This window comes from Brachybacterium muris (assembly GCF_016907455.1).
Lineage (GTDB): Bacteria > Actinomycetota > Actinomycetes > Actinomycetales > Dermabacteraceae > Brachybacterium > Brachybacterium muris.
On record NZ_JAFBCB010000001.1, the window covers coordinates 3,580,268 to 3,601,530 of the forward strand.

Genomic DNA, 21,263 nt, shown 5'->3' on the forward strand with positions numbered 1-21,263 from the left:
AGGTCCGTCCCGCAGCGCATCGGCGGAACCGGCACGGGAGGGGACCCAGGGATCCACGTCCTCACGGGACTCGTCATTGGTGTGGAAGCGGTAGCCCTGCTCCCGCAGCCGCGCGACCAGCAGCTCCACGTTGTGGCGGGCGCGCCGGCACGGTGAGGGGGCATGCACGGGGAGGGGGCGTGCCCCTCAACCCTCATTGCGGACGGTGAGATCCGCCCCGTCCCGCTTTGCGCTGAGCAGCCGCAGGCCATGGCCGCGTCGGTGATGGTCCCTGATCCCTGTGAACATGGTCTCCCCCGAGTCCGTTCGCGCCGGGCCGCTGATCGGCCGGGCCTTGCCACCATGCTTCTTTGCAGGTCATACGCGGTCAATGCCTCGCGACCAGGGGGTCTCACCAGGTGAGTGCATATGGACAGTCCCGACGCCACCCCCGCCGGACTCCGTACTCTGGGGTCGCTGTGACTGCTTCGCCCCGGGGATCGGGGCCATCCGAAAGGACCGCGATGCTCGATTCGACGCTCCAGGCCACCTACGACCAGGTTCTCCGTCGCAACCCCGGTGAGCCCGAGTTCCACCAGGCAGTGCGCGAGGTGTTCGAGTCCCTCGAGGTCATCCAGGGCAAGTACCCCGTCTACAACGACCACGACATCCTGATGCGGATGTGCGAGCCCGAGCGGCAGATCATCTTCCGGGTCCCGTGGGTGGACGACAAGGGCGCCGTGCAGATCAATCGCGGCTTCCGCGTGGAGTACAACTCGGCGCTGGGCCCCTACAAGGGCGGCCTGCGCTTCCATCGCTCGGTGAACCTCGGCATCGTGAAGTTCCTGGGCTTCGAGCAGATCTTCAAGAACTCCCTGACCGGCCTGCCCATCGGCGGCGGCAAGGGCGGCTCCGACTTCGACCCCCACGGGCGCTCCGACGGCGAGGTCATGCGCTTCTGCCAGTCGTTCATGACCGAGCTGCACCGCCACATGGGTGAGTACACCGACGTCCCCGCCGGTGACATCGGCGTGGGCGCCCGCGAGATCGGCTACCTGTTCGGCCAGTACAAGCGTCTGACCAACCGCTACGAGGCAGGCGTGCTCACCGGCAAGGGCCTGGACTGGGGCGGCTCCCTGGTGCGCAAGGAGGCCACCGGCTACGGCGCGGCCATCTTCGCCGACGAGATGCTGCGCGCCCGCGGCTCCTCCTTCGAGGGCCGTCGCGTGGCCGTCTCCGGCTCCGGCAACGTGGCCCTGTACGCCATCGAGAAGACCCATCAGCTGGGTGGCGTGCCCATCACCGCCTCGGACTCCACTGGCTACGTGGTGGACGAGGACGGCATCGACCTGGAGCTGCTCAAGCAGATCAAGGAGGTCGAGCGCGGCCGCATCCACGAGTACGCCGAGCGTCGCGGCGGCAGCGCCCGCTTCGTCAAGGGCGGCAGCGTGTGGGACGTCCCGGCTGCCATCGCCATCCCCAGCGCCACCCAGAACGAGCTCGACGTGGACGCCGCCCGTACCCTGGTGAGCAACGGCCTGGAGGCCGTCTCCGAGGGCGCGAACATGCCCTGCACCCGCGAGGCCATCGAGGTGTTCCGCGGGGCAGGTGTCTCCTTCGGTCCCGGCAAGGCCGCGAACGCCGGTGGCGTGGCCACCAGTGCGCTGGAGATGCAGCAGAACGCCTCCCGCGACACCTGGAGCTTCGAGCACACCGAGGAGCGCCTCACGCAAATCATGAAGAACATCCACTCCACCTGCCTGGAGACCGCCGAGGAGGCGGGTCGCCCCGGTGACTACGTGGTGGGCGCGAATGTGGCCGGCTTCCGCAAGGTGGCCGACGCGATGATCGCCTTCGGCGTGATCTGATCCCCGAGCCCGCGGGGCTCCCTCCCGCACAACGACCGCTCGACGGCCGGCATCGCTTCCCTGCGGTGCCGGCCGTCGGCCGTCGAGCGACCGGTGCCTGCACCGATGCGCCGCCTGGGACGGACGGCTCATCTTCTCAGATAGGAATGGTTCTCATACGCTGGTAGCCTCCTCGCAAGGCATCTATGCGAACGATTATCACTACCCGTCGGCTTGTGTCCGTGCTCGGTCTTGGCGTGCTGGCTCTGGCCGCCTGCAGCCCCACGCCCGGTGCGGGCGGTTCCGCCGCCAGCGGGGCCTCCGACACCGGCGGCGAGACCGCCGTCAGCTCCGACCGCACCGAGGTCGCCGCCCTCACCCCGCGCATCGTGCTGGCCCACGACGGCGGCGTGACCACCATCGACTCCGCAGATGGTGCCGTACTGGGCAGCGCCGACGTGGAGGGCTACGTGCGGCTGAACCCCGCAGGCGACGGCCGCCACGTGGCCCTCAGCACCGCGGACGGCTTCACCTTCTACGACACCGGGCTGCTGGCCCAGGGGCACGGCGACCATTTCCACTCCTACGTGCAGGACCCGGCCCTCACCGACATCACCGTCCAGGCTCCGCATCCGGGGCACGTGGTACCGCATGCCGGCCGCACCGCTCTGTTCGCCGACGGCACCGGAGCGGTCACCCTGTTCGACCCTGCCTCGCTCACCGACGGCACCCTCGGTAAGGTCCAGGAGACCGCCACCGGCAAGGTCGTCGCCCAGACCGATGACTGCCCCGGCATCCACGGGGGGCCGCCGCGAAGCCCAGCGAGAGCGGCGACGTGATCTCCCTCGGCTGCGAGAACGGCCCGGTCGTGTACCGCGACGGAGCGTTCCACAAGGTGCCCGTGGAGCTCGACTACCAGCGCTCGGGCAACCAGAAGGGCCACCCCTCCTCGCCGATCGTGCTGGCCGATCACAAGGTGGAGAAGGATCCAGCAGCCGACATCGAGCGACCCACCGAAGTCGCCCTGATCGACACCCGCGACCACACCATGAAGACAGTGGACCTGGGCTCCCCCTACTGGTTCCGCTCCCTGGACCGCGGCCCGAACGGCGGAACGGCGAGGCCCTGGTGCTCGCCTACGACGGCGAGCTGAACATCCTGGACCCCGAGAGCGGGAAGGTCCTTCACGAGGTCCCGGTCGCTGCGGAATGGAGCGAGCCCGATGAGTGGCAGCAGCCCGGCCCGATGATGGCCGTGGCCGACGGGACCGCTTTCGTGGTGGACCCCGCCTCCAAGAAGCTGACCATGGTGGACGTGGCCAGCGGCAAGACCTACCGCGAGCTGGAGCTGACCGTGGTGCCGCACGAGATCCAAGTGACCACCGGGACCGCGTCCGGTGAGTACACGGTCGGTCATACCGAGGAGGGCGAGGACCACGAGGCCCACGACCATGACGGTCACGACCACGAGGGCGAGACCAGCGACGCCGGAGGCCACGACGGCCATCACGACCACGAGGGTCACGACCACTGACCCATAGGGATCAGCGCACCTCCCAGTCCTCCACATCCCCCGGGCCCACCTGCAGCAGCGGGTGGGCCCGCGGCGTGACGCCCTCCTCGGACAGACGGGGCAGCCACTCCGGGGCGCGTCCCTCCACCTTGCGACGCAGGTGCTCCAGCTCGTAGGCGAGCTGACCGGTGGTCACCGGGATCGACGGGATGGAACCGATGGCCGTCGGATGCAGGATCCTGGTGACGTCGAAGCGGTAGCCCCGATCGGTGGCTTCCTGCTGCAGAGCACCCAGGTAGGCACCGATCGCCTCGAGCGGAGCCGGTTGGGCGCGGAACCGCCGCAGCTGCGGGTGATGGGTGTAGCCGCGGGTGCCTCCGTCCAGCACCTTCTGTGCCAGCAGGGTCTCTCGCCAGCCGGCCACCAGGGCCGCGCGGTCCAGCAGGGACGGGTGCAGGCTCCACAGACGCATGAACCGCAGTGTGCCAGGCGGCGCGGCCGCGCCTCGGCTGAACCCTGGCTCACCCGCTGCTCGCCCTGCGGATCTCACACTCTCCGGTTCATCCGCGCAGGTGCCGTGCCCGGGTCACCACCGCATCGGCCGTCGAGACCGCCTGCGCCACGTATCCGCTCCCGAACAGGTGCACGTGCGCCAGCAGCCCGAACAGCACATGCGCGCACAGGTCCTCCCGCCAGCCGGTGGGAAGCGGATGCGACTGCTGGTACCCGGCATAGATCTCCTCCAGGTGCGGCGCACCGAACAGCGACAGCATCGCCAGGTCCTCCAGGCGGTGCCCGCCATGCGCGGCCGGGTCGATCAGCACCGCACCACCCGGCGTCCACATCACGTTGCCGGACCACAGGTCCCCGTGCACCCGGCTGGGCTGCTCGGCACCTTCCCCGCTGATCCCGTCGAACACCCCCGCGGCGATCGCATCGACGGCGGCACCCACGCGGGTTGCGCCGTCGGTCCCGAGAGTGGCTGACGAGGCTTCCAGCAGCGGTCGCAGGCGATCGCCCGCCCAGAACTCCGCGAAGGAGCCACGCGAGTCGGTGGGCACCTCGAAGGGATCATCGAGGGGGCCGAACCACGCCGCCCGCCCCGGTGACCAGCCGAAACCGGGTGCTCCGGCATCGTGCAGTGCCGCGAGGCGCTCGCCGAAGGCGCGGGCCGCCTCGGCGGTGGGCGGTGCCGGGTCCAGGCGCTCCAGGTGCAGGGCGTTCTCCTGCACCTCCAGCACTTCCACCACGGGGACCACGCCTGGTTCGGCCAGCCACCGCAGCCCCGCTGCCTCGGTCTCGAAGAAGCCCGCGGGGGCGTCGGCCCTGGACTTCACGAACGAATCCGGCTGGCCCCGTTCACGCATCATCGCGGCCCTCGATCCCAAGGAACGCCGCCAAGGTGGACCTCAGTCGCGGCAGCACCCGCTGATGCGCCACCTGGGTTGAGGCCCGGGAGGCCACGTGCACCAGCATCGCGGTGCGCTCGTACGCCGTCCAGGCGTTCATCCGGCGGCGCAGCGAGGGAACGTCGGCCACCGAGAAGGGCACCTCCCCGTGTTCGGTGCGGGCCCGCAGGTAGTGGTCGACGAATGTCTCCACCTGCGGCTCGTCCATCGGGACGTACCAGGGGCCGCCGTGCACCGGCCCGCCGATGATGGCCAGGTCGCGGGCAGGGTCGTCGGCCTGCGCCCACTCGAAGTCGATGTACCGCACCACCGGCTGGTCGTCTTCGGCCTCCGGGTGGCTCCACAGCACGTTGGTGGAGCACAGGTCACCGTGGGCCAGCACGAAGCCGTCCGTGCCGGCCATCGCAGCGATCTCCGGCTCGATCCCGGCCACGGCCACGAGGGCGGCCTCCAGGAACGGTTCCAGGTGGTGCTCGGCGATCACCGCCGCATGCTGCTGCCTCCACTGCTCCACCAGCTGCTCCACCTCGGTGAGCAGGCCGGGCGGCCCGGCAGGGAGCTGCGCCCAGGGGTCCTCTCCGAGGGAGACAGGGCCGCGCCCGGGGGCGGGCACCGTGTGCAGGTGGGCCAGGTGCTCGGCGTGCGCGGCCAGGTGTGCAGGGGTCCAGGTCTCCGGTGCGGCGGCACGGCCGGGCATGTCGGTGGCCACCACGTACGGGTGGCCGATGGGGCTGGTGGCCGCGTCGTCGTGGAAGGCGATCGGGTCCGGCCCCACCTCGGCGGGGATCAGGGTGAGCGCCGCGATCTCGTGAGCCAGGCTCTGATGCAGCTCGGCCGGGGCCACATGGGGGATCCGCACGATCACCGAGGCGTTCTCCTGCGGGGTGAGCCTCCACGCGGCGAACCGCTCACCCACCCCCACCAGCTCCACCCGTGCCGATCCGGACAGCGACGGCGGCAGCACCGACTTGTGCAGTCCCGGCAGGCGCACGGGGGAGTGGTCGTCCCGCATCGGCAGCACCAGGGTCCCGTTGCTCCACGCCTGCTGCAGGCGCTCACCCATGGCGGGGCTCACGGGATCGGGTGCGGCGGACGGATCGTGGGCAGGGGTGCTCTGCATCGGTGGCCTCCTGCCCCGAGTATTCCACCCGTCCTTGTCCCGCCGCCCTGCCGTGCAGCCCCTGGCGTGCGCCGCCCCTGCTCCTGTCCCGGCCGTTGCCGTTGCGGGGCCGGGAACTACGATGGTCCAGGCGCTGACCGACGCCCCCACCTGTCCTGAACCCCGGAGGCTTCCCTGATGGAGTTGGCACTGCTCGCGATCGCCGTCGGCGTAGGGGTGGGCCTGGTCGTGGGTGCCCTCGGCGCTGGTGGAGGGATCCTCGCGGTGCCCGTGCTGGTGTTCCTGCTGTCCCAGGACCCGCACGCCGCCACCGCCTCCAGCCTGCTGATCGTGCTGATCACGGCCCTGTTCTCGATCCCCCATCACGCCCGCAAGCGCAATGTGGCCTGGCGCGACGGCCTGGTGTTCGCCGGGGTATCCGTGGTGGGGGCCGTGCTCGGTTCCCGCCTGTCGGTGCTGGTGGACCCCACGCTGCTGCTGATCCTGTTCGGCTCCATGCTGACGGTGGTGGCGATCGTGATGCTGCGGCGCGGCATCGCAGGCCGCCGCCAGGAGGACCGAAAGAGCGCCGCCCACGGCACGCACGAGGGCGAGGAACCGCTCGCGTTCCATGACGACCCCGTGCTCGACGCCCCCGGCCCCGACACCGTGATCGCCGCCGACGGCACCCTCACCCACCACGGGAAGACCGACCTCGAGCCTCCGCACGGCCCCACGGCCGCAGTTGACGGCCGCCGGGGTCCTCGCCTGCCCTGGGTCATCGCCGCGGCATCCCTGACCGGGTTCCTCACCGGGTTCTTCGGGGTGGGTGGCGGTTTCATCGTGGTGCCGATGCTGGTGATCGCCCTGGGCCTGGCGATGCGCCGAGCCTCCGGCACCAGTCTGCTGGTCATGATCGTCACCACCGCCGCCAGCCTGCTCGCCCGCATCGGCACCGACGTGAGCGTGGACTGGACCGTCACGCTGCTGTTCGCTGCCGGGTCCGCAGTGGGCGGCATGCTGGGCGGCCCGCTCTCCGCCAAGGCGCGCGCCTCCACCCTCACCCTGATCTTCGCGGCGCTGCTGGGCGGGGTCGCAGCGGTGACGCTGGGGAACACGCTGCTGGGCTAGGTGCTGGCCTCCTCCCCGTCCCAGACCACGTGCCCCTCGGTGTCCAACCGGGCTCCCTCGCTGGGCTCGTGAATGCGCAGGTCACCGCTGGGCATCAGGTGCTCCACGAGTATCCCCTGCTCCAGTGTGATCACGTCGGCGATGATCCGCCGGTGGCAGCGCCACCACACCGACTCCGAGCACATCACCGCGGTGCGGGCGGCGTCGATGTCGACGAGGAGGTCTGCGACCGCTGCCCGGAACTCCGGCTCGCGGGTCCAGGCGGCGTAGGCCCGGAACGCGGCTACCCGCCACCAGACGTCAGGGGAGGCGGAGTCCTGCTCCTTGGTGAGGCGACGCCTCCCTCCCAGGCGCTCCTCCCACCGGTAGTCGATGCCTGCGGCTTCGCAGATCGCCTCCACCTGGCCGCGGGCCGCGGCGTCGTTCGCCCGGCTGCCGGGGAAGCGGCGCACGTCCACCAGGCGCTCGATCCCTGCGCCGCTCAGCAGCGCGGTGAGCTCGTCGCGGTCGAGACGGCCGTGGCCGACGGTGATCAGAGGAGGAGGCATCTGCCCAGCATGGCACGCCGAGTACCGGCGCGGACCGATATCGTCAGGCAGCGGTACCGGTCGCTGTCAGCCGGAGCGAGGGGTCATCCATGCAGAGGCGTACAGAGGATCGGGACTTCTCCGCGTACAACGCGGCCCAGCAGGGCAGACCGGTCAGGCCCCTGGCGGTGCGCGCAGTCGAGACTGCGGCACAGGGCACGGCCGACGCTGCGGTGCCACGCCCGACCGGGCCCGGGGCCGCTGACGGGGATGAGCGCCCCACCGCCGTGGAGCTGGGCAGCGGGATCGGCATCGAGGCGGAGTTCCTGGCCCGGCAGGGCTACGAGGTGTGGACCTACGATGCCGATCCCTCCGTCGAACCCGCCCTGCGCCAGCTGGCCGCGCGGCATCCCGTGCACCACTCCACCACGGTGCTGGAGTCGATCGCCGATCTGCCCTCCGCTGACCTCTTGCTCTCCTGCGCGACCCTGTCCTTCGTGCCGCGAGCGGCGTTCGGCGGCCTGTGGCGCAGCATCGTCGCCGCGGTGCGGCCCGGCGGGGTGCTCGCGATCGACCTGTTCGGGGAGAACGACGACTGGGCAGTGACCGACGGCACGTTCCTCTCCCGCTCGCAGGTCGAGGACCTGCTGCAGGGCTGGGCGAGTGCCGAGGTGGAGGAGAGGGAGTACGACGGCCACTCCTTCGGCGGGCCCAAGCACTGGCACACGTTCACTGTCATCGCCCGCCGCTGACCGCGGCCGCGAGGCCGCACGTACCCTGGCCGCGTGGAACCACCGCTGATCCGTGACTGGCCGGGATCGCTCGACGTCGGAGGCCTCGCTGCCGACTCGGTCGAGCAGGCGCGCCGAGCCGTCGAGCGCGTGGCGGGGCTGAGGGGGATCGATGCCGAGGTGGGGACCTCCGCAGCGCTGATCGTCGGCGCCTTCGATGCGATCGGCCACCTGCGCATCGACGGGCGCCCGGCACCGGGGTGGGCCCCGCTCAGCGGCTTCGTCGAGGCGGCCGACGGGTGGGTGCGACTCCACGGCAACTTCCCCCACCACGCGGAGGCGATCCGGGCATCGCTCCAGGTGGGCGGCCCGGAGGAGCTGGCTGCGGCCGTCTCGCGCCTTCCAGCCGCGCAGGTGGAGGAACGGGTGCAGGCGGCCGGTGGCATCGCCACCGTGGTGCGCTCCCCGGCGCAGTGGGAGCAGCATCCCCACCACCGGGCGACCTGTGACGTCCCCTGGCACCGGGTGCTGCCCGGTGCGGAGCGGCGAGTGCTGGGTGCTGCCCAGGACGTGCCGCTTCAGGGGGTGCGGGTCCTGGACCTCACCCGGGTGATCGCCGGGCCCGTTTGCTCCCAGCTGTTGGGCTGCCTGGGGTCCGAGGTGCTGCGCATCGACCCGCCACACTGCCCGGAGCTGCTGGAGCACCACCTGTCCACCGGCATGGGCAAGCGTTCCGCACAGCTCGACCTGGGCAAGCACCTGGATGTCCTGCACGAGCACCTGCTGCCCGGGGCGGACGTGGTGCTGCTGGGCTACCGACCCGGATCGCTGGACCGGTTCGGTCTCGCCCCGGCAGGCCTCGCACAGCGCTTCCCGCATCTGGTGATCGGCTCACTCAGTGCGTGGGGCGAGCACGGGCCGTGGGGGAGCACGGCGGGGTTCGACTCGATCGTGCAGGCCGCGACCGGTATCGCCAGTGTGTGCGGAGGTGAGGACGGGCGCCCCGGGGCACTGCCGGTGCAGGCCCTGGACCACTCCAGCGGGTACCTGCTCGCTGCTCGGGTGATCGACCTGCTGGCCGATGCCCGCGGCGGGCGGGTGCACGTGAACCTGCTCGGTGCCGCGCGGGAGCTGCTGCGGCGTGCGGTGCCGGAACGGGCCGGCGGGGATGCGCTGCGCGAGGACGACACGGCGCAAGCAGGCAACGCGATCGATGCCGGTGCGGGCGGTGCCGGGCCGGACTCGGGCGGCGCGGGCCCGGCCACGGTCGACCTCGACACCCCGCACGGACGGGTGCGCACCGTCCCGGTTCCGCTCACCCTCGACGGCGCGCCGATCAGCGGGCCGATCGCGGAGTACGGCACCGCCCGGCCTCATTGGGACGGAGGGGCCTCTGGTGCGGTGCCCCCATCGGTGACAGGCTGAGTGCCACTGAGTTGGGAGGTGCCCATGAAGCTCGCACCCGAGGATCCGCGTGCCGATCTGGTCGGCGTGCTGCATGACCTCGCCCGGGGGGTCGGCTCCGAGGGTGACGTCGAGGTGGGCACCATGTTCCGCAGCCCCGGCCTGCGGGTGGGCGGCACGATCCTCGCCTTCCTGGGGTTCGACGGCGAGCTGATCGTGAAGCTCCCGCACGCCCGGGGGCAGGAACTGATCGCGGCAGGCGAAGCCGCCCCGGTCACCATGGGCACCCGCACCATGAAGGAGTGGTTCGAACTGCCCTCCGCCGACACGCCCGATCAGGCCTACCAGGCGTGGCTGCCGCTGGTGCGCGAAGCGCTCGCATTCGTGCGCGGGAGCTGAGGGAGCCGGTCAGCGCACCGTGACGGTCACGTCCGTCGGGTACCCGTCCTCCGATCCCGGATCGCAGTCCTCGGCGAGCTCCTCGCGGAAGCAGTACTGCACGCGGATCGTCGCCGTACCCGGCGCGATCCCTGTGACCTCGAGCGCGGTCGGCCCGTCGCCCCCGGTGGAGGTGTCCTCCCAGTCCTCGAAGCCCAGCACCGAGTCACCGCTGACGAACCCGGCCTCGGCGACACCCTCCGGCTCCACGGAGAGCACGCCCCAGTTGTCGCCGACGCTCGTGCTGCTGCCGCCCCAGTAGATCTGCGCGGTCTCACCCACCTCGATCTCCAGCTGCTGCGTCCCCACGGGCAGCAGCTCCGAGCTCAGCGTGGGAGGTTCGACAGGAGGATCGCTCGACGATGGCGGCTCCGACGGGGAGGGCGTGCCGGGCCCCAGGCCTCCCAGGTCAAGCCCACAACTGGTCAGGAGCAGACACGCGCCGGCCATCGCCGTCCACGACCGCCCTCGCCCAGTTTTCCGGGTGAGCCTCCCGTCATTGGCCTCGACACGGGAGACCATGACTCAGGCCCCCGCCCGCGGTGGCACCGACTCCAGGACCTCCCGCGTGGAGCGCAGCTGCACCTGGGGTGGGAACAGGCCCATCACCTGCAGTGCCGCCTGCCCGTTCTCGGCCGTCGAGGGGGCGACTGCGTCGGTCACCACGGTCACGTGCGCGCCCGCATCGGCCGCGGCGAGCACGGTGGTGATCACGCAGCAGTCGGTCGAGACCCCCGTGACCAGCAGCTGCGGGGCGCGGCCGACGATCGCTTCGAGCTTCGGCCCCCACTTGCCGAAGGTGGGCTCATCCACCGTGGGGTGCGCGGAGAGCGCCTGCGCATCCTCCACCAGTTCGTACAGCGGGTCCTCGGCGGGAACGTCGGCGAAGGGCCAGGCCGCGAAGTAGGCGCCCCAGGCGGTGTCGCGGTCGGCGGTGGGCAGCCAGCGGGTCACCAGGGTGTGCTCGGAGCCGACGTGGGCGGCCAGGGCGCGGATGTTCCCCATCGCCGAGGGGAAGAACGGGGAGGCCCATTCCGAGGTGGGATCGGCGAAGATCCGCTGCGGGTCCACGACCAGCAGCCAGGGGGCGGTGTCAGGAGTGGGAGTACCAGGCGCGACGGTGTCCATACGGGAACTGTAGGCGCAGCAGGATGTGCGCGGGCGGCTCACACCGCTGGCGTATGGAACCCGCCGTTGGAGAACAGCAGCTGGCCGCGGATCCAGCCGCCCTGCTCGGACAGCAGGAAGCGCACCAGATCAGCGACGGTCTCCGGCTCGCCCAGCTGCCCGCCCGGAGTGGCCGCGGCACCGGCGGCGCGGATCTCGTCGGTCATCCAGCCGGTGTCGATCGGTCCGGGGTTGATCACGTTGGTGCGGATGCCGCGATCCGCCAGCTCCGCGGTGCCGGCCAGCACCAGGCGGTCCAGCGCCCCCTTGGTGGCGCCGTAGGGAAGGTTGTGCACGGTGTGATCGCTGGTCAGGGCGATCGCCGCCCCGCCGGGGGTGTCGGTGCCGGGCTCCACCTGCTCGGCGAAGGCCTTCAGCAGCAGCCAGGTGGCGCGCACGTTGACCGCGTAGTGCCGGTCGAAGCTTTCCACCGTGGTGTCCAGTATCGAGGAGTCCACCGACTCACAGTGGCACATCACCAGCGCACCGAGAGGGCCGATCGCCTCCAGGGCCGCCTCCACCAGAGCGGCGGGGACCTCCGGGTCGGAGAGGTCCCCGGGCAACAGCTCCACCCGGGCCCCGGTCTCGCGCAGCTCCTGGGCGAGCAGCTCCACGTCGGAGTGTTCGCGGTTGACCCGTTGGTCGTACTGCGCGGACCAGGACAGGGCCAGATCGAAGCCGTCGGCCGCAAGCCCGCGCGCGATCGCGGATCCGATATTCCGCCCACGGCCGGCACCAGTGATCAGAGCGGTGTCGGGGAGTGGAGAAGTGGAGTGCATGGGTCGACGCTATCCGGGATGCTGGTGCAGCTGGATCGTCGACGGCTGGAACATCTCCACCTTCCCGCAGCCGGAGCAGGAGAGCATGGTGACCTGGGGACTGAACGCGTCGAGGTCGAAGAACGTCGCCGTGCCGCTGCTCATCACCACGTTCCGCGGCCAGAACCAGACACCGCGGCAGTGTGTGCAGGTCACCTGACGTTCGGCCGCGGTCACCGTGACGGGCTTGTGCGCCATCGCTTCCTCTTTCCCGGCGCCGTTGCCCGGCCCCGCGCCTCAGTCCGCGCTCAGCACGGACTCGCCCCGCGCCACGGCACCCTCCTCCTGGCGGCGGATCTTCCCGTGGCGCGCCACGAGGGTGACCAGGAAGCTCAGCACCAGCGCCAGCAGCACGCCCAGGTTGGCGTAGGCCCAGTTGCCGTCCCAGTAGGAGCCGGCCGGGTCCTCCACGAAGGTGCCCAGGCCCAGGGGCTCCAGCAGGTAGCCCTGCCAGTTGTTCCAGGGGGCGTCGTCGGCGAAGGAGTTGACCACCAGGCCCCAGCCCAGGATCGAGGCGACCGCCATGGTGATCAAGGAGGTCCAGTCGAAGGCGCCGTAGCGGCCCTTCGCATCGAACAGGGCGGCCTCGTCGTAGTCGGCGCGGCGGGTGAGCACGTCGGCGATGAGGATGCCGGCCCAGGCTGCGACCGGGACACCGAGGGTGATCAGGAAGCTCTGGAAGGGGCCCACGAAGCTGCTGGCGAAGAACGCCACCCAGATGGTGCCGATCGTGAGGATCACGCCGTCGATCGCGGCGGCCGCGGGGCGGGGGATGTCGATCCCGAGGCTCAGCAGGGTCAGGCCCGAGGAGTAGATGCCCAGCACCGCGCCGGAGACCAGCGTCAGCACCGCCACGATCCAGAACGGGATCAGCGCCCAGAGCGGCAGGATCGAGATCAGCGCACCGATCGGATCGCCCTCGATCGCGGTGAGCAGCTCGGGGTCGGAGCCGGCCAGCAGCAGGCCGAAGATCACCAGCACCATGGGGGCCGCAGCACCGCCGATGGTGTTCCAGGCGACGATCTTCCCGTCGGAGGTGGAGCGCTTCTGGTAGCGCGACCAGTCGGCCGCGATGTTGATCCAGCCCAGCCCGAAGCCGGTCATCACCATCACCAGGCCGCCGATCATCGCCTGGGGCGGGCCGGCCGGGGCGCTCATCACCGCAGTCAGGTCGATGTGCGGGATGGTGAGGATCATGAACAGCATGGTCATCGCGCCGGTGGCCCAGGTCAGGATCGACTGCAGCTTCATGATCGTGTGGTAGCCCAGCACCGAGGCGGTCACGATCAGCAGCGCGATGAGGATCGCCGCGATCACGGTGACCACCCCGCCGGAGGCCACCCCGAGGGTGTCCAGCACAGTGGCGGTGGCCAGGACGGCGGTGATCGCCAGGCTGGTCTCCCAGCCGATCGAGGTGAGCCAGGAGACGATGCCCGGCACCTTCTGGCCGTGCACGCCGAACGCCGCACGGGAGAGCACCATCGTGGGCGCGCTGCCGCGCTTGCCGGCGATGGCGACCAGACCGCACAGCGCGAAGCTGATGGGGATGCCGATCAGCGCCACGATCGTGGCCTGCCAGAAGGAGATGCCGAAGCCCAGCAGGTAGGAGCCGTAGCTCATGCCGAACACGGACACGTTGGCGGCGAACCACGACCAGAACAGGTCCCGCGGCTTCGCGGTGCGCTCGGACTCGCCGATGATCTCGATGCCTGCGGTCTCGATCAGCCCGCCGCCGGCGGTGGCGGTGGTGGCCACGGGGGCGCCGGGCTGGATTGCACCGCCGCTGGGTCCGTCGGGACCGGTGCCGGGATAGCGGGGGGCCTCGCCGGGACGGTCAGAGGAGGGGGGAGTGGACGACACAGTCGCCTCCGGAGGGTGAGGAGGGGGATTACGTGGGTGGGCATATCCTCGCAGACGAGCAACGCGGCCGACGGGGGCACGCCGCGAGCAGCGCCGGGCCGCCGTCCCCGCCCAGCCCGCACCGTCCCTGCACCCCCGGAAGGAACTGTGTGTCCCGCACCCCCTCGGCCCAGACCCCGCCTCACCACCGCCGAGCGTGCCCGCAGGGTGAGCGTGGGCAGGCGGGCGTTACCGTGGGTGGATGGCGTGGACGCGGGCACTGCAGACGTTCCTCGCTGCCGACATGCGCAACCCTCAGCGCGGAGGCGGCCTCACGATCACGCTGCCCGAGCAGGTCCTGGAACCAGACGAAACGGTCTACGAGATCCTGGTGTGCAGGAATGTGGGCGACTCCTGGCCGTTCTTGGTGATCACGGATCGGCGCGTGGTGCACGCCTGGTACGGCATGTTCCGCGGCTGGAGGGTGCGGGATCAGGTGGTCGCCGCCGAAGTCGCCGGCGCATCCTTCGAGAAGAAGTGGATCACCGGCCGCGTGCACGTGCATAGGCGCAACGGGAAGCCCATGACCGTGAAGGTGGACCTCGGCAACAAGGAGTGGTGCGGGCACATCGTGGACCTGCTCGACCACCTCGCCGCCGGGGGAGCGCCGCCCCGCACCTGAGGCGGGGCTCCGCGGCGGGCGCGCCAGCTCAGATGTTCAGGCCCGCCTGGCCCAGCAGGGAGCCGATCACGAAGGTGACCCCCAGGGCCAGCGCGCCACCGAGCACCACGCGCAGCGAGGCCCGCACCGGGTTCGCATCGCCCACCTTCGCCGCGATCCACCCCGTCAGCGCCAGCGCCACCAGCGTGGAGGCGAAGGTGATGGGGATCCGCAGCTCTGGCGGGGGCAGGAGGATCGCTGCCATCGGCAGCAGCGCCCCCAGGAAGAACGCCAGGAACGAGGCGATCGCCGCATGCCACGGGCTGACGATGTCGTCCGGATCGATGTCGCCCTCGATCGACAGGCGTGCCCCCAGCGCGTCTTGCCGCTGCAGCTCGGTGGCCACCTGCTCGGCGGTCTCCGGCGCGAGGCCCTGGTCGCGCCAATGGGCCGCCAGCTCATCGTGAGCGGACCGCGGATCCTGCTCCAGCTCCTGCTTCGCAGCGCTGATCTTCGCCTTCTCCGAGTCCGACTGGCTGGAGACCGACACGTACTCACCCAGCGCCATCGACACCGCCCCGCCCACCACCGCGGCGGTCCCTGCCGCGAGGATCGGGCCGGTCGCGGTGGTCACGCCGGCCACGCCGACCACGGTGGCAGCGACCGAGACGATGCCGTCGTTCGCCCCCAGCACCGCGGCCCGCAGCTGGTTCAGCCGCTGCTGGTACCCGGTCTCCCGGCGAGCCGAGGGAGCCTCGCCGGCAGTGGAGGGATCAGCGGCGGTGGCGGTGTCGAAGGTGGGGTCGGCGGTGCTCATACAACGATAAAACTCCTGTCCAGAGCGTTCCGCAAGCAAGCTTCGCCTAACCTCACCGGTGGTGACAGTTCCTTGCCCGCGCGTGCCGGGTCCCGGTATCCGGGCGGTGCTTCCCCCGCCGCGCCCCACTCCGTAGCGTGCCGACATGTCAGCGACGCCATCGACCACCGGTGCCCACGGCTCCTACACCCACGGCTATGGGGACGCGGTGCTGAACAGCCATCGCCACCGCACCGCCCAGAACTCCGCCGCTCACCTGCTGCCGCACCTGCGTGAGGGCCAGCGACTGCTGGACGTGGGCAGCGGCGCCGGCACCATCACCGCGGATCTGGCCCGCATCGTCGGCCCCGAGAACCTGGTGGCCCTCGAGGTGCGCGAGGAAGCAGCCGCCATCACCCGCGCCGAGCTGCAGGCCCAGGGGCTCGAGCAGACGGAGGTGGTGGTGGGCGATGCCCATGACCTGCCCTTCGAGTCCGGCAGCTTCGACGTGGTCCACGCCCATCAGGTGCTCCAGCACGTGGCCGATCCCGTCACCGTGCTGGCACAGATGCGCCGTGTCACCAGCGAGGGTGGCCTGGTGTCGGTGCGCGACAGCGACTACGAGGCCTTCCGGTGGTACCCGGACGTGCCCGCGCTGGACCGCTGGCGGGAGCTGTACCTGCGGGCGGCCCGCCAGAACGGGGGCACCCCCGACGCCGGCAGGCGCCTGCTGGCGTGGGCGCACCAGGTGGGCTTCACGGAGGTGACGCCGCTGGCCTCGACCCAGCTGTACGCCACCCCGGAAGGCCGCGCCGCCTGGGCGGGTGCGTGGGTCGGTCGCATCACCGGCGCGCCGCTGGGGGAGCAGATCGTGCGCGAGGGCTGGGCCGACGCCGCCGAGCTCGCGTCGATCGCCGAAGCCTGGACCACCTGGGCGAACGACCCCGACGGCTGGTTCACCCTGCTGCACGCGGAGATCCTGGCCCGGCCCTGAGCGCTGCTGTTACAGCGGTTCTCAGTCCCTGAGCCTGCGTTCGATGAACGCGCGGTCGCCGCTGTTGCCGGCCAGCTCCAGGGCCCTTAGCCACGCCGTCTCCGCACCGGCTGCGTCCCCGGTCTCGGTGCGGAACAGCGCGCGCATCAGGCCCGGCAGCGACGACGGGGCGCGGGCCCCTCACCCCACGGTGAGGCTGTCCACGACGGCCTGGACGTCCGCAGCACGCTCCGGGATGTCGGCCGGGCCGGTCACCTTGAGCACGGCCGGGCCGCTGGGGGTCTCCACCACGATCGCCACCATCTCCACCGAGCTGTACTCGGTGATGGTGCCCGGATTCTGCACCTCCACCACTCCGCGCACGATCCACGCCTCGTGGCCATCCACCTGGGTGGACTCGGAGACGTACTGCGTCATCAGCGGCTCCTCGCCGTACATCTCCACGCCCTCGGGGCGGGTGAGGTGGCACTGCACGTACGCCATCGCTGCGCGCTCCGCGCCGGGGTAGCCGCCCTGCTCCTCGGACCACTCCACCTGCCCCACCTGGGCGAGGGCGAAGTAGCCCTGGGACACCTGCCTGTCGGCCGAGGCCACCTCCGTGGCGTAGGGGAGGGAACCGCTCCAGTCCACTCCGCTGCCGCCCCAGCCCTCGGGCACCGTGAAGGACAGGTCACCGCTGGTGCGCACCGAGCCCGTCTGGGGTACAGCGGGCTCCTGGGTGGGGAACTCGCACAGCGCGGTGGGGGCCTGGATGTGCGTGACCTCCTCGGAGGTGGGCTCCGGGGCTTCCTCGCCGCCGGGCACGTACTCCCCGTCGGCGGGCTCGCGCTGCTCGGGCTCGGTGACGGTGGGCGGTGCCGCCGCCGGGGGTTCGTTAGAGGGGCGGAACACGGTCAGGGTCAGCACGATCAGGGTGATTACCAGCAGCAGCGCCATGGCGCCGACGGCCATCATCGCGATCGTGGGACCACTCAGGGGCCGACGCGGGCGTGTGGCCGCCCCGGCCGAGGGGCCGGCTGCGGCAGATGGCGGGACCTCGCCGCCGCGGAAGTCGGGCAGGCGCGGACCGTCGCCGTTCGGCTGGGACATCACGAGCCCACACTAGCGCCGGCGCAGCACCACGAACCCGCCCACCAGGGCGATCACGATGCTCACCAGGGTGGCCAGGCCGTACGCGCCCTGCGCGCCGATGGATGCGGCCAGCGCCCCACCCAGGGACGCTCCGGCCGCCTGGCCCACCGTCACCGAGGACTGCATGGAGGTCATCGCCACCCCGGTGCCGCCCGGCGGGGTGCGCCGCTCGGTCAGGGAGAACGCGGTGACCATCGTCGGCCCGATGAACAGGCCCGCGATCATCAGCGTCACGCCGGTCATCGTCAGGGACCCCGTGAAGGCGGTGAGGGCGATGAACACGGCCATGCCAGCGCCGCCCACCAGCACCCGTGCCGCAAGGGTCACGGAATCCGGCAGCAGCACCACCAGTAGGGCGGTGAGGGCGGAGGTCAGCCCCATGAACGCGTACACGATGCCGGCGGATCCTGCTGCGCCGAGGAGGTCGGCCCGCGCGGTGGTGCCGGCCTGCACGGAGCCGAAGAAGGTGCCGATGCACACCATCACCACGATCGCCGGCAGCACTGCCAGCAGCACCCGCTTGATCGACGGGGCGGGTGTGGAGGCCGATACCGGAGCGGGCGTGCGGTGCTCGGCGAAGGGGGCGTCCGAGGGGACGGAGCCGATGGCGGGCATCTCCCCGGTCACGGTGCGGGTGGAGGCACGATGCGGGGCGGTCGCCTCGGTGGTGCCGTCGCCGGTCCGCTCGGTGGCCCCGGCCCCGGCCCCGGCCCCGATCGCGACAGCGTGCTCGCTGCGCGGGGTGGTCAGCGCGAAGGGGATCCCGGCCAGCGCCACCAGCGCCGCGGCGATCGCCAGCGGGGCGGCGGAGAACGCGGTGGAGGCGGCGATGCCCACCAGGGCCGGGCCCAGCACGAAGCTCAGCTCGTCGACCGTGGATTCGTAGGAGAGGGCCGTTCCCAGGTCCTTGGGGTCGCGGGCCAGCTCCACCCAGCGGGCACGGGTGAAGGAGCCCACCGGCACCGCGGTCCCACCGGTGAACAGGCAGATCGCCCACAGCAGGGGGCCGTCCCAGGCCTGCAGGGCCGCCAGCAGCAGCAGGCCCAGGGCGATCGCATTGAGGGGGGTGAGGATCGTCAGCACGCGGCGCTGACCGGAGCGGTCGGCGGCGCGGCCGATGAGCGGGCCCGCCACGGCGCTGGCGGCAGCAACCAGACCGGAGGCCAGGCCACCGGTCGCGATCGAGCCGGTGGAGACGGTGATCGCCGTCATCGTGCCCAGCGGGATCATCGCGTAGGGCGCGCGGGCGGCCATCGCCAGCGCCATCCAGGAGCCGGAAGCGATCGTGGGCAGGGAGCGGTAGCGCGCAATCGCGCTGGAGGAAGAGGAGACCACGGAACCAGGTCTTTCGGAAGTGCCTCCCGCCAGGGACCAGGACGGGCCAGGGCCGATGGCCGCGCAGGCCGCGCGAGGCGGAGCAGCGGAGCCGGGCGGGCCGGTCGTGGTGCAAGCGGGTGCCCGCGTCCGCGCAGGCGGAGGGGCCGGACCACTGTACCGAGCAGCACGCTGCGCGCCCAGGGGGTCGGGGCAGGAGGAAAGCAGCATCACGCCCAGGGTGAGCAGCCGGTCGCGGTGCTGGGCCTGGGGAGACTGCACGGGGCACGGGGCACGGCGCACGGGGCGTGGGGGACGATGGGCGGATGACCATCCCGAACCCTGCACTGTCGGCCCTGGCCACGGCGTCGACCCCGCCCACGCCGTCGGCCCTGGCCTCCAAGGTGCCCGCGGCCGATGCCACCTTGCGGGTGCTGAGCCTGCTGGCCGGGCAGCGCGCCCCTCTGCCCGCCGCACGGATCGCCGCTGAGCTGGACCTGCCTCGCTCGACCACCTACGACCTGCTGAGCGTGCTGGTCGAGCACGGGTACGTGCTGCACCTGGCCCAGGAGCGTCGCTACGCGATCGGCCCCTCGGCCTACGAGGTGGCCGCCGGTTACGCCCGCCACGCACCGCTGGCCCGGGTGGGGCGACGCGTGGTGGAGCGCCTGGTGGATGCGACGGGGGAGTCCGGGCACCTGGCGAGCCTGTCCGGCAGTGACGTGCTCTACATCGTCGAGGAACGCGCGAAGGGACGAACGTCCCTGGTCACCGACATCGGGGTGCGGCTGCCCGCGCACCTGACCGCCACCGGTCGCGCGATGCTGGCCCAGCTCACCCCCGCGCAGCTGCGCACCCTCCACTCCGGGCGCGAGGAGCTGCTGCGCCGCACCGACGCGCCTTCACCGGCGACCCCGCGCCAGCTGCGGGAACTGCTGCGACAGGTGCGGGCCGACGGGGTGGCGTGGGAGTCCGGTGAGGTCACCGAGGGTTTCCGGTCTGTCGCGGCCGCCGTGCTGGACCAGGCCGGGTGGCCCGTCGCCGCTGTGGCGCTGACCTGGGAGGAGCATCGCGTGGACGAGGAGCAGGCGCAGCACCTGGCCGATCGGGTGCGGGAGGCCGCAGGGGAGATCGCGAGGATGGTCTCCGGGCGTCGGGCGGGGTGAGCGGGGGCGGGATCCCTTTTCGCAAGCCGCCCACGGGGCCGTCACCTGGAACTTTTCGTGACGACCGGCAACCGCAGCGATTTACGCAACGGGGGAGTGGCGTAATCGGGGCAGGTGAGGCTAGCCTAAGTACGGCCCGGTCGTGCAGCACGCAGGAGCGGGTGCACCCCAGCACCACCGACTGCATTCCGCCGGAGTGCACTGCCGTCGCTTCCCACCCCGAGAAGGAACCCTCATGACCCCGATCTCCCGCCGCCTGTTCGGTGCGACCTCCGTGGCCGCCACCCTGGGCCTCGCCCTGACCGCCTGCGGTGGCCCCACCGACGGCGCCTCCGGCAATGGCAGCGGCGCAGGAGGCGCAGGCTCCGACGCGGGCGGCGCCGAGGCCGGCACTGTCGAGGTCGAGGACAACAACGGCACCCACACCGTCGAGGTGCCGCCGAAGTCCGTCGTCGCCACCGACAACCGCACCTTCGAGACCCTCGAGGCCTGGGGCGTCACCCTCACCGCCGCCGCACGCACCCTGATGCCCGCCTCCAACAGCTACAAGGACGACGAGTCCATCATCGACCTGGGCAGCCACCGCGAGCCCAAGCTTGAGGCCGTCGTCGCCGCCGAGCCCACCCTGATCATCAACGGCCAGCGCTTCGCCGAGTTCCACTCCGACTTCGAGCGCCTTGCCCCGAACGCCGTGATCCTCGAGCTCGACCCCCGTGAGGACCAGCCCTTCGCCGACGAGCTCAAGCGCCAGACCACCGTGCTGGGCAGCATCTTCGGCAAGGAGACCGAGGCCGAGCAGCTCGGCGCCGACCTCGACTCCGCGATGGAGCGCATCACCACCGCCTACAACGGCTCGGACACCGTGATGGCCGTGAACGTCTCCGGCGGCGAGATCGGCTACATCGCCCCCGGCAAGGGCCGCACCCTGGGCTGGGCCTTCGACGCCTTCGACCTGGTGCCCGCCCTCGAGGTGGACGGCGCGAGCGACGACCACCAGGGCGACGACATCTCCGTGGAGGCCATCGCCGACTCCAACCCCACCTGGATCCTGGTGATGGACCGCGACGCCGCCGTCAATGCCGATGACCCCGCCTACGAACCCGCCTCCGAGGTGCTCGAGGCATCCGAGGCGCTCGCCGGTGTCACCGCGGTGGCCGAGGGCAATATCGTGTACATGCCCGCGGACACGTACACCAACGAGGGCATCCAGACCTACACCGAGTTCTTCGGCACCTTCGCCGATGCGCTCGAGAAGAAGGCCTGATCAGCCTGAGCACCATCCGTACCGTCCGTCACGGCG

General features: G+C 71.4%; 24 protein-coding genes. 12 read left to right on the forward strand and 12 right to left on the reverse strand.

The genetic code is table 11. The features are described from left to right. Positions 1–503 precede the first annotated feature (503 nt). The 4 genes from gdhA to JOD52_RS17360 all read left to right on the forward strand — a co-directional run bounded on the left by gdhA (position 504) and on the right by JOD52_RS17360 (position 3,359). On the forward strand, positions 504–1,847 hold the full coding sequence (gdhA, locus tag JOD52_RS16535) for an NADP-specific glutamate dehydrogenase (protein ID WP_204411286.1): 1,344 nt from the start codon (positions 504–506) through the stop codon (positions 1,845–1,847). Between the two features lie 215 nt (positions 1,848–2,062). Continuing rightward, the gene (locus JOD52_RS17350; protein WP_239551948.1) at positions 2,063–2,665 is read left to right on the forward strand and encodes a hypothetical protein; all 603 of its coding nucleotides are present in this window, start codon (positions 2,063–2,065) and stop codon (positions 2,663–2,665) included. Further along, a complete protein-coding gene (locus JOD52_RS17355; RefSeq protein WP_239551949.1) occupies positions 2,662–2,979 on the forward strand; it encodes a hypothetical protein in 318 nt (105 codons plus the stop codon). Before JOD52_RS17350 ends, JOD52_RS17355 begins: the two co-directional genes overlap by 4 nt. Then, entirely contained in the window at positions 2,955–3,359 is a 405-nt protein-coding gene (locus JOD52_RS17360) for a YncE family protein (RefSeq protein ID WP_239551950.1), read from the forward strand. The genes JOD52_RS17355 and JOD52_RS17360 overlap by 25 nt, the downstream gene beginning before the upstream one ends. Before the next feature lie 10 nt (positions 3,360–3,369). On the opposite strand, the gene JOD52_RS16545 is transcribed toward JOD52_RS17360, so the two are convergent. From JOD52_RS16545 to JOD52_RS16555, 3 genes are all read right to left on the reverse strand, one after another. Next, positions 3,370–3,810 carry a pyrimidine dimer DNA glycosylase/endonuclease V gene (locus JOD52_RS16545; protein WP_204411288.1) on the reverse strand — a complete coding sequence of 147 codons (441 nt, stop codon included), beginning with the start codon at positions 3,808–3,810 and terminating at the stop codon, positions 3,370–3,372. 88 nt (positions 3,811–3,898) lie between these two features. Next, positions 3,899–4,708 carry a fructosamine kinase family protein gene (locus JOD52_RS16550; protein WP_204411290.1) on the reverse strand — a complete coding sequence of 270 codons (810 nt, stop codon included), beginning with the start codon at positions 4,706–4,708 and terminating at the stop codon, positions 3,899–3,901. Beyond that, entirely contained in the window at positions 4,698–5,867 is a 1,170-nt protein-coding gene (locus tag JOD52_RS16555; RefSeq protein WP_204411291.1) for a phosphotransferase family protein, read from the reverse strand. Before JOD52_RS16555 ends, JOD52_RS16550 begins: the two co-directional genes overlap by 11 nt. A 177-nt stretch (positions 5,868–6,044) precedes the next feature. On the opposite strand from JOD52_RS16555, the gene JOD52_RS16560 reads away from it, so the two are divergent. Continuing rightward, complete coding sequence (locus tag JOD52_RS16560; RefSeq protein ID WP_204411293.1) at positions 6,045–6,977, forward strand: sulfite exporter TauE/SafE family protein; 933 nt, start codon at positions 6,045–6,047, stop codon at positions 6,975–6,977. Here the strand turns inward: JOD52_RS16560 and JOD52_RS16565 are convergent. Further along, entirely contained in the window at positions 6,974–7,525 is a 552-nt protein-coding gene (locus JOD52_RS16565; RefSeq protein ID WP_204411295.1) for a DUF488 domain-containing protein, read from the reverse strand. The genes JOD52_RS16560 and JOD52_RS16565 overlap by 4 nt on opposite strands. An 89-nt stretch (positions 7,526–7,614) precedes the next feature. On the opposite strand from JOD52_RS16565, the gene JOD52_RS16570 reads away from it, so the two are divergent. The 3 genes from JOD52_RS16570 to JOD52_RS16580 are packed head-to-tail and all read left to right on the forward strand — an operon-like array spanning position 7,615 to position 10,038. Further along, positions 7,615–8,256, forward strand: a complete 642-nt coding sequence (locus tag JOD52_RS16570; RefSeq protein WP_204411296.1) for a class I SAM-dependent methyltransferase — start codon at positions 7,615–7,617, stop codon at positions 8,254–8,256. 33 nt (positions 8,257–8,289) lie between these two features. Further along, positions 8,290–9,660, forward strand: a complete 1,371-nt coding sequence (locus tag JOD52_RS16575) for a CoA transferase (RefSeq protein ID WP_204411298.1) — start codon at positions 8,290–8,292, stop codon at positions 9,658–9,660. Between the two features lie 24 nt (positions 9,661–9,684). Continuing rightward, on the forward strand, positions 9,685–10,038 hold the full coding sequence (locus JOD52_RS16580) for a hypothetical protein (RefSeq protein ID WP_193865067.1): 354 nt from the start codon (positions 9,685–9,687) through the stop codon (positions 10,036–10,038). 9 nt (positions 10,039–10,047) lie between these two features. Here the strand turns inward: JOD52_RS16580 and JOD52_RS16585 are convergent, their stop codons facing one another. From JOD52_RS16585 to JOD52_RS16605, 5 genes are all read right to left on the reverse strand, one after another. Next, complete coding sequence (locus JOD52_RS16585; RefSeq protein ID WP_204411300.1) at positions 10,048–10,386, reverse strand: hypothetical protein; 339 nt, start codon at positions 10,384–10,386, stop codon at positions 10,048–10,050. A gap of 216 nt (positions 10,387–10,602) precedes the next feature. Then, positions 10,603–11,205, reverse strand: a complete 603-nt coding sequence (locus JOD52_RS16590) for a cysteine hydrolase family protein (protein ID WP_204411302.1) — start codon at positions 11,203–11,205, stop codon at positions 10,603–10,605. 38 nt (positions 11,206–11,243) lie between these two features. After that, positions 11,244–12,023, reverse strand: coding sequence for an SDR family oxidoreductase (locus JOD52_RS16595; RefSeq protein WP_204411304.1), 780 nt, complete (start codon positions 12,021–12,023; stop codon positions 11,244–11,246). Positions 12,024–12,032: 9 nt separating this feature from the next. Continuing rightward, entirely contained in the window at positions 12,033–12,260 is a 228-nt protein-coding gene (locus JOD52_RS16600) for a hypothetical protein (RefSeq protein WP_204411306.1), read from the reverse strand. Positions 12,261–12,299: 39 nt separating this feature from the next. Further along, complete coding sequence (locus tag JOD52_RS16605; protein WP_204411819.1) at positions 12,300–13,835, reverse strand: purine-cytosine permease family protein; 1,536 nt, start codon at positions 13,833–13,835, stop codon at positions 12,300–12,302. A gap of 328 nt (positions 13,836–14,163) precedes the next feature. On the opposite strand from JOD52_RS16605, the gene JOD52_RS16610 reads away from it, so the two are divergent. Then, a complete protein-coding gene (locus JOD52_RS16610) occupies positions 14,164–14,583 on the forward strand; it encodes a hypothetical protein (protein ID WP_204411307.1) in 420 nt (139 codons plus the stop codon). A 28-nt stretch (positions 14,584–14,611) separates the two neighbouring features. On the opposite strand, the gene JOD52_RS16615 is transcribed toward JOD52_RS16610, so the two are convergent. Next, the gene (locus JOD52_RS16615) at positions 14,612–15,379 is read right to left on the reverse strand and encodes a VIT1/CCC1 transporter family protein (protein ID WP_204411309.1); all 768 of its coding nucleotides are present in this window, start codon (positions 15,377–15,379) and stop codon (positions 14,612–14,614) included. Positions 15,380–15,524: 145 nt separating this feature from the next. On the opposite strand from JOD52_RS16615, the gene JOD52_RS16620 reads away from it, so the two are divergent. Next, a complete protein-coding gene (locus tag JOD52_RS16620; RefSeq protein ID WP_204411311.1) occupies positions 15,525–16,352 on the forward strand; it encodes a methyltransferase domain-containing protein in 828 nt (275 codons plus the stop codon). 180 nt (positions 16,353–16,532) lie between these two features. Here the strand turns inward: JOD52_RS16620 and JOD52_RS16625 are convergent, their stop codons facing one another. Beyond that, positions 16,533–17,441: a hypothetical protein gene (locus tag JOD52_RS16625; RefSeq protein ID WP_204411313.1), complete on the reverse strand. Its 909-nt coding sequence runs from the start codon at positions 17,439–17,441 to the stop codon at positions 16,533–16,535. A 12-nt stretch (positions 17,442–17,453) separates the two neighbouring features. Then, a complete protein-coding gene (locus JOD52_RS16630) occupies positions 17,454–18,818 on the reverse strand; it encodes an MFS transporter (RefSeq protein WP_204411315.1) in 1,365 nt (454 codons plus the stop codon). A 305-nt stretch (positions 18,819–19,123) separates the two neighbouring features. On the opposite strand from JOD52_RS16630, the gene JOD52_RS16635 reads away from it, so the two are divergent. After that, entirely contained in the window at positions 19,124–19,963 is an 840-nt protein-coding gene (locus tag JOD52_RS16635; RefSeq protein ID WP_017823407.1) for an IclR family transcriptional regulator, read from the forward strand. A gap of 235 nt (positions 19,964–20,198) precedes the next feature. After that, positions 20,199–21,227, forward strand: coding sequence for a siderophore ABC transporter substrate-binding protein (locus JOD52_RS16640; RefSeq protein ID WP_204411316.1), 1,029 nt, complete (start codon positions 20,199–20,201; stop codon positions 21,225–21,227). The last annotated feature ends 36 nt before the right edge of the window (positions 21,228–21,263 follow it).

What these genes read in the sequence shown, in the direction of transcription:
- gdhA (WP_204411286.1), top strand. Translation starts at nt 504, where the DNA reads ATGCTCGATTCGACGCTCCAGGCCACCTACGACCAGGTTCTCCGTCGC.
- JOD52_RS16570 (WP_204411296.1), top strand. Translation starts at nt 7,615, where the DNA reads ATGCAGAGGCGTACAGAGGATCGGGACTTCTCCGCGTACAACGCGGCC.
- JOD52_RS16625 (WP_204411313.1), bottom strand. Translation starts at nt 17,441, where the DNA reads ATGTCCCAGCCGAACGGCGACGGTCCGCGCCTGCCCGACTTCCGCGGC.
- JOD52_RS16550 (WP_204411290.1), bottom strand. Translation starts at nt 4,708, where the DNA reads ATGATGCGTGAACGGGGCCAGCCGGATTCGTTCGTGAAGTCCAGGGCC.
- JOD52_RS16600 (WP_204411306.1), bottom strand. Translation starts at nt 12,260, where the DNA reads ATGGCGCACAAGCCCGTCACGGTGACCGCGGCCGAACGTCAGGTGACC.
- JOD52_RS16595 (WP_204411304.1), bottom strand. Translation starts at nt 12,023, where the DNA reads ATGCACTCCACTTCTCCACTCCCCGACACCGCTCTGATCACTGGTGCC.
- JOD52_RS16580 (WP_193865067.1), top strand. Translation starts at nt 9,685, where the DNA reads ATGAAGCTCGCACCCGAGGATCCGCGTGCCGATCTGGTCGGCGTGCTG.
- JOD52_RS16560 (WP_204411293.1), top strand. Translation starts at nt 6,045, where the DNA reads ATGGAGTTGGCACTGCTCGCGATCGCCGTCGGCGTAGGGGTGGGCCTG.
- JOD52_RS16615 (WP_204411309.1), bottom strand. Translation starts at nt 15,379, where the DNA reads ATGAGCACCGCCGACCCCACCTTCGACACCGCCACCGCCGCTGATCCC.
- JOD52_RS16610 (WP_204411307.1), top strand. Translation starts at nt 14,164, where the DNA reads ATGGCGTGGACGCGGGCACTGCAGACGTTCCTCGCTGCCGACATGCGC.
- JOD52_RS16635 (WP_017823407.1), top strand. Translation starts at nt 19,124, where the DNA reads ATGACCATCCCGAACCCTGCACTGTCGGCCCTGGCCACGGCGTCGACC.
- JOD52_RS16545 (WP_204411288.1), bottom strand. Translation starts at nt 3,810, where the DNA reads ATGCGTCTGTGGAGCCTGCACCCGTCCCTGCTGGACCGCGCGGCCCTG.
- JOD52_RS16555 (WP_204411291.1), bottom strand. Translation starts at nt 5,867, where the DNA reads ATGCAGAGCACCCCTGCCCACGATCCGTCCGCCGCACCCGATCCCGTG.
- JOD52_RS16620 (WP_204411311.1), top strand. Translation starts at nt 15,525, where the DNA reads ATGTCAGCGACGCCATCGACCACCGGTGCCCACGGCTCCTACACCCAC.
- JOD52_RS16640 (WP_204411316.1), top strand. Translation starts at nt 20,199, where the DNA reads ATGACCCCGATCTCCCGCCGCCTGTTCGGTGCGACCTCCGTGGCCGCC.
- JOD52_RS16590 (WP_204411302.1), bottom strand. Translation starts at nt 11,205, where the DNA reads ATGGACACCGTCGCGCCTGGTACTCCCACTCCTGACACCGCCCCCTGG.
- JOD52_RS16565 (WP_204411295.1), bottom strand. Translation starts at nt 7,525, where the DNA reads ATGCCTCCTCCTCTGATCACCGTCGGCCACGGCCGTCTCGACCGCGAC.